This window comes from Microcoleus sp. S13_C3, from assembly GCF_036700905.1.
Lineage (GTDB): Bacteria > Cyanobacteriota > Cyanobacteriia > Cyanobacteriales > Microcoleaceae > Microcoleus.
Window position 1 is genome coordinate 37,968 of record NZ_JAUBPT010000046.1, and the last position, 6,000, is coordinate 43,967.

General features: G+C 45.2%; 7 protein-coding genes. 4 read left to right on the top strand and 3 right to left on the bottom strand.

Annotation, left to right across the window (positions count from 1 at the left end):
- Positions 1-104: 104 nt before the first annotated feature.
- Entirely contained in the window at positions 105-683 is a 579-nt protein-coding gene (locus QUA16_RS14845) for a DUF1997 domain-containing protein (RefSeq protein ID WP_333104126.1), read from the bottom strand.
- Positions 684-905: 222 nt separating this feature from the next.
- Between QUA16_RS14845 and pheA the strand changes: the two genes are divergently transcribed.
- Positions 906-1,853 carry a prephenate dehydratase gene (gene pheA, locus QUA16_RS14850; RefSeq protein ID WP_333104128.1) on the top strand — a complete coding sequence of 316 codons (948 nt, stop codon included), beginning with the start codon at positions 906-908 and terminating at the stop codon, positions 1,851-1,853.
- Positions 1,854-1,887: 34 nt separating this feature from the next.
- Positions 1,888-2,529 carry a pentapeptide repeat-containing protein gene (locus QUA16_RS14855; RefSeq protein ID WP_333104129.1) on the top strand — a complete coding sequence of 214 codons (642 nt, stop codon included), beginning with the start codon at positions 1,888-1,890 and terminating at the stop codon, positions 2,527-2,529.
- 33 nt (positions 2,530-2,562) lie between these two features.
- On the opposite strand, the gene QUA16_RS14860 is transcribed toward QUA16_RS14855, so the two are convergent.
- Complete coding sequence (locus QUA16_RS14860; protein WP_333104130.1) at positions 2,563-3,501, bottom strand: PspA/IM30 family protein; 939 nt, start codon at positions 3,499-3,501, stop codon at positions 2,563-2,565.
- Positions 3,502-3,716: 215 nt separating this feature from the next.
- Positions 3,717-4,358, bottom strand: a complete 642-nt coding sequence (locus QUA16_RS14865; protein ID WP_333104131.1) for an LON peptidase substrate-binding domain-containing protein — start codon at positions 4,356-4,358, stop codon at positions 3,717-3,719.
- Between the two features lie 478 nt (positions 4,359-4,836).
- Between QUA16_RS14865 and QUA16_RS14870 the strand changes: the two genes are divergently transcribed.
- Both QUA16_RS14870 and QUA16_RS14875 read left to right on the top strand, forming a co-directional pair.
- Positions 4,837-5,286 carry a DUF4347 domain-containing protein gene (locus QUA16_RS14870; protein ID WP_333104132.1) on the top strand — a complete coding sequence of 150 codons (450 nt, stop codon included), beginning with the start codon at positions 4,837-4,839 and terminating at the stop codon, positions 5,284-5,286.
- 48 nt (positions 5,287-5,334) lie between these two features.
- Positions 5,335-6,000: hypothetical protein (locus QUA16_RS14875; protein ID WP_333104133.1), on the top strand; the 666-nt coding region annotated here is incomplete at its 3' end.

The following is a 6,000-nucleotide window of genomic DNA, read 5'->3' on the forward strand; positions in this document are numbered from 1 at the left end:
AGAGACCGATGCCCAATTCGAGCGTCTAACTAATATTGTGGTAAGTCGCCTGATTTGCGCCTAAATATCCCTATACATTAATTAACAACTTCTATAGTAGGATTTCACCCTTCTAAAGATAAGATTGGGGGGAGATCGATCGATCTTAGCTCACTTTCGCTGCTTGCCCAGCGGCGGTAATCTAAGAGCAACTGGTGCATCAACCGCTGTTTGACGCTCAGCAGTACGCTCTTGAGCAAAGCATTCCCCGTTGCTTCTAAAATGGGTTTGGGCGTCAGCCAAAACGGCGGCGGTAATTCTACTTGCACTTCCAAATCCGCTTTTCCCTTCAAGTATGCTACCCCGCTGCTTTGGTGTACACAAAGCTTTCCTTTGAGATTGAGAGCAAAGCGATCGTTGATATAACCCACGCCGAGAATTTCGCAGGCGACTGACTCCAAATTGATTGTGCCATCCGACTGGGCCCACACCCTCATGTCTACTGTGGGTTGAATGCTCAGCATCATAAATTGTAACGGTCGCATTTTCAGGCGGAAACAGTCATCGTTTAGCTGTTGTGTGCGACTTTGATCGACAAGGGCGTTCACCAGTCGCCTCGGCTGGCGCAGATAATGTTGAATGGGAACCCGTTCCTCTGGTACGGCGAGCTCAACGGATTGGGAAGAATTAAAGCGGGTATACATGAGAAAATATCAAAATATAGGATTCCTAAGCATATCTTAATAAAGTATCACCTTTTTTAAGGTGACATCAGTCGCGCACCCTTGTCGCGCACGCTTGTCGCTAACCCAGCAATGTCATCCGAGAAATCACTGATAAAACCTTTCGGGACATCGCTAATTTTTCATCATACTTCCTAGCTGATGAGAGTAAAGCAAACATTTGTAACCTAAAATTGCCTCTAAATGAAAATTTCGTTAGCGAAGCCCTCGAAGAGGATCGCACATCTCGGCCCTGTTGGTACAAATGCAGAAACAGCGGCTCTAGCTTATGTCAATTGGTTGAGCCAAGAAACTAACTTGGAATGCACCCTATGTCCTTATTCCACCATTTCCCAAGCGCTAGAGGCATCTGCCGTAGGGCAGGTTGACTATTCAGTTGTGCCCGTCGAAAATTCGATCGAAGGCAGCGTGACTGTCACCTTAGATACACTGTGGCGACTCGATCAACTCCGCATTCAACACGCCTTAGTTTTGCCAATTTCCCATGCGCTGGTGTCTAATGCTAAAAATTTTAACGAGATTAAAAAAATTTACTCTCATCCGCAAGCGCTAGCTCAGTGTCAGGTATGGTTGGGGCAGTTTATTCCCTCAGCTCAATTAATTCCCGCCAACTCAACCACGGAAGCATTGCAATATCTGGAAGATACAAATGTAGCAGCGATATCTTCGCCAAGAGCGGCTGAACTTTACCATTTGCCAGTGTTAGCTCACCCCATTAATGATTATCCCGATAATTACACTCGATTCTGGGTACTCAGCAAGAGTTTGGGAGAAATCCCCAGCGTAGAACCAGGGGATCATTCATCCCTTAAATCCATTACCCAATCTGCTTCTAAGTTGATCCTCGATGCTTCACCGTCTAATTGCACCCATACCTCACTAGCTTTTAGCGTACCTGCCAATATGCCGGGAGCACTGGTAAAACCTTTGCAAGTATTTGCCAGTCGCGGTATTAATTTAAGTCGGATTGAATCTAGACCGACTAAACGATCGCTCGGAGAATATATTTTCTTTATGGACGTTGAGGCTAACGCCTGCCAAGCAGTTGTTCGCTCGGCACTCGATGAATTAAAAAATCACACAGAAACTTTAAAAATATTTGGTTGCTACAATGTACTGTCAGTAGTATAATTTATTTTTAAGTAAAACTTAGGAGGCTGGCGAGATGAATGCGGATGAACTTCTCAAGCGATACGCAGCCGGAGAAAGAAATTTTCATGAAACCAACTTGAAAGAGGCTTCTTTGCGAGAAGCTTTCCTAATTCATATTAATCTAGCCTGTGCAAATCTGAAGGAAATCAATTTTGCTTTGGCGAACTTAAGGGGGGCAAACTTAATAGCTGCCAAGCTAAAGAATGCTTGCCTGGTGATGACCAGCCTAAATGGGGCTAACCTGAGCGGAGCCGATCTAACTTTCGCAAGATTAACAGGAGCTGACCTGATTGACGCAAACCTGAAAAAAGCCAACTTGAGCGACACCAAAATGATTGGTGTTAATTTGAGGGGAGCAAACTTGGAAAACGCCAACTTGATGGAAGCAAACCTCCTAGATGCTTGCTTGGACAATACAAACCTTGAAAAAGCCAATCTAAGCGAGGCTAAACTGCGGGGAGCGAGTCTGAGAAGAGCCGACTTGAGAAACGCTTTTTTGTGTGAAAGTAACCTTGAGGGCGCTGACTTGAGAGGATCTGACTTGAGGGGTGCTAATTTGAGCGGGGCATTTTTGTGCGGCGCTAATCTGGACGGAGCTAAGTTAGATAAGGCAATTTTAAGTGGGGCAATACATTTTTGCGTCAGACAAGTTTGAGTTCACGCAATATATAACCGGAGAATCGGACAACTAAGGACTAAAAAATATACTATTGACTTGGCTGAAAGTGAAGTCTATTTGCTGCTGTACCTTAGCAAAATGAAGCTGCATCTTGAGGATCTCTTTCTTGGAATTAGCTTGAGCAATCTTACTTTCCAAAGCCAGCAAGTTGCGACTGAGAGTTTCTACTCGCACAGTTTGGTAGTCTAAGTCAATTTTTAGTTCTGCAGCCTGATCGAATTGAACCTGCTGGCGAACCACGGCGAGGCGGATTGAATTCTCATCCTGTTTCTGAAGAGCTAGCAAAGCTCGCTGCTGCCACTGGTTGGCTTGAGATTCAGCTTGATTGTACAGCCACTGAATCCGCAGTTGGGCGGAAATCGCAATGCCCACAGCCTGACGCAGTTCTTTGAGAGGTTCCTGAATTTCTAAGATTAATAGTTCCCAAAGATTCATCAGTTCGCTGGTAAATTCTTCGCGTTCTACAGAGGCTACCAGTGCTTCTAATAGCAACAAATTTGGTTGCATTTGCTGCGTAATTGTCTCAAATATTAACTGTGCTTCGGACATTTGCCGATCGTAATTTTTTTCTGAGACTGCACGAGATGAGTGCTTTAATATTTTTTCCGTGCTGTCTAACTCAGCTTCTGAATCTGAACTTGAAGCTACAAAGGCCTGTAATTTTTCGCGGGCGATCGAATTCAGCCTTTGTCGAAGCAAATCGCAGGCCGCCCGCTGCACAGTCCCTGTTTCGCTTTGACAAATCTTGATGACTATTTTTAAGCCTGCATCGCCGTAATTCAAGGTCTCTCTCAGGGCGGCAATTCGATGTTCTTTGACAGAACTAGACAGCCGATGTTTAACTCCTGCTAGTCCGCCGAGCACTACACCGCCCACAGGAGGTGGCAGTTGACCGCCTCTAACTGCATCGTAGGGTTTCGGTTGGTCGTGATTTTCTAACACAAGCATCTAATTTAGAAACGGGCAAGATGCCCGTTCCACAGAATAATTTATTTTTGTGGAACGGGCATCTTGCCCGTTTCTAAATATTTGTGTAAAAGGTCTATTAATTCTCAATTATTTAATCTCCAATGCGAAAATCGCAAATCGAAAATGGTATGACTCTGTGTGATTCTTGCTTCCATGCAGGCAAAACCGATCGTACTTTTTGCCTGCCCCATTGACTACTTGAGGGTATCTTTAAGTACAGTCCTCGCTGCCAAGTGATTGCGAGTAGAAGTCAAAATTTCGGTTTCGCGTTCCAATCTCGCAGCAGTATCTTGCAATTCTAAAAGAGTTTGCTGTTCTGTCGCTGCGCCGTAAAGGTAGCTGGCTACCCAATAGGACAATTCGGTGGGCAAACTGGGAATGTCTTCCGGCAGGTCGATCGGCTGATCCATTAATTTGCTGGAAAGGCGAACTACATCTCTCAGCAGTTGTTCGACATCTTTTCCCAAAGGTCTGAGGTCTTTTTGCGGCGGTTCGTCTTCCATCCATTCTACTAGACCGACTAAATAGGGTTTTTCCCGAACTGCGTCGAGCACTCGGAACCGCTGCTGTCCGAGGGTCATAATTTTCATGCGATCGTCCGGCAGGCGCTGGCAGTGAATCACTTCGGCGCAACAGCCAACGGCAGAGACTTTGTTTTGGTTGGGGTCCCACATGAGCACACCGAAACGCCGATCGCCCTCCAGAATCGTATTCATCATGATTCGATAGCGAAACTCGAAGATTTGCAGCGGCAGCGGTCTACCTGGAAATAGAACCACTTCCGGCAACGGAAATAAGGGGAGTTCGCGAACTGCTACAGAGGAAGAGGATGCCATTGTCGCTCAAAAGTGACGGTACTTGCGCTTATTTTTCTTACTTTAACTGATTAAAGGCAATTCCGGGGCAGGAGCGATCGGGGGGAAATGCGACGCGGGCGATCGTCAATGCTGCCAGCACCCGCTACGAGCTTAAAAAAGCCGTCCTGCCGTCAAAATGAGCAAAATTATGTTTTTGCTTAACCAACGATGTCAAATGCGATCTAGCGTTTACCTAAAATCCCTGCATATTGTCGATCGGGGTTTGGATGCAGGCTTACACGAGCTGCCGTGCAATGGCAACTGCCATTAGGAAGATTTATTTAAGTGGACTTTCCGGATGTCTGCCACCGATCACCGTAAATACTTAATATAGGCAGATTTATTCAATAAGTAACACGGGACTGACTCAAGAGCAGTTTACCGCAACACTCGGCGTGGTGTTTTCTACCCAGAACCATTTACAAATCACCCGAAAAAACACTCCACCCTGACTAACATGATTAATTCTAATATCGAAAAGGCTATTCTTTTCATCGATGCTAAAATTGCCGATTATCAAACATTGGCAGCAGGAGTAGAAGCAGGAACAGAAGTAATTATTCTTGACGCTACAAAAGATGGCATTAGCCAAATTACTGAAGAACTTGCAAATCGCCACGCTATTTCGGGAGTGCATATTGTTTCCCACGGTGCGCCCGGTTGCGTGTATTTGGGAAATGCCCAACTCAGCCTAGATACTCTGAGCAAGTATGCCCAACAACTGAAACAGTGGTTTGTAGCCGGTGAAAGTGCATCACCGAGCTTGTTTCTTTATGGCTGTCAAGTCGCCGCAGGAGATGCAGGTACAGAATTTCTCGCCAAATTAAGGACTTTGATTGGCGCAAATATTGCGGCCTCAGCTAACTTAACTGGGAATGCTGCATTGGGCGGTGACTGGGAGTTATAAGTCGCTCTAGGAGAAGGCAAATTTGCCTCTGCGTTTACTCCAGAAACGATGGCAAATTATGCTTCTGTATTATTGATTTCTTCTTCTTTGTCAGAAGTAGAAAAAAGTTTAGCAGATGCCAAAGTTAGCATATCTGCAACCGCAAAAAAAGCCCTCCAAGATATCCTCGATACTTTAAAGCCATTAACTTTTGAGATTAAAGCCGATTCAATTACAGCCACTTATAACGGTGCTGGCTCTCTAGCAGATATATTGAAATCTGTGGGAGTTCCTACCACTACAGCAAGTCCGATATTAACCGGCTCAATCAACAATCCCAGCTTAACCATAGGCGCTTTAAACACCGACAACCCCACTTATACCTTCTCTGGAGCAATCAGCGAAAAAACCGTAAAATTTGATTATCAAAAAGGTCAAGAGTTAAAAGTAGCCTATACCGGAGATATTTCTTTAGCTGATCTATTGAAAACTGTTGGCGTGACCGACACCCAAGGAAGCGCGCTATTAACCGGCTCTATAACCGCTCCTAGCTTGACAGTGGACAGCAGCAAGTCCCCTTCCGCTTATAAGTTCTCTGGAGCAATCAGCGGAAAAACCGTAACATTTGATTATCAAAAGGGTCAAGCTTTAAAAGTCACCTATACCGGAGATATTTCTTTAGCTGATCTATTGAAAACTGTTGGCGTGACCGACACCCAAGGAAGCGCGCTATTA

Coding starts and splice junctions, on each gene's coding strand:
- QUA16_RS14860 (WP_333104130.1), bottom strand. CDS start 3,501: ATGCTTGTGTTAGAAAATCACGACCAACCGAAACCCTACGATGCAGTT.
- QUA16_RS14870 (WP_333104132.1), top strand. CDS start 4,837: ATGATTAATTCTAATATCGAAAAGGCTATTCTTTTCATCGATGCTAAA.
- QUA16_RS14865 (WP_333104131.1), bottom strand. CDS start 4,358: ATGGCATCCTCTTCCTCTGTAGCAGTTCGCGAACTCCCCTTATTTCCG.
- QUA16_RS14845 (WP_333104126.1), bottom strand. CDS start 683: ATGTATACCCGCTTTAATTCTTCCCAATCCGTTGAGCTCGCCGTACCA.
- pheA (WP_333104128.1), top strand. CDS start 906: ATGAAAATTTCGTTAGCGAAGCCCTCGAAGAGGATCGCACATCTCGGC.
- QUA16_RS14855 (WP_333104129.1), top strand. CDS start 1,888: ATGAATGCGGATGAACTTCTCAAGCGATACGCAGCCGGAGAAAGAAAT.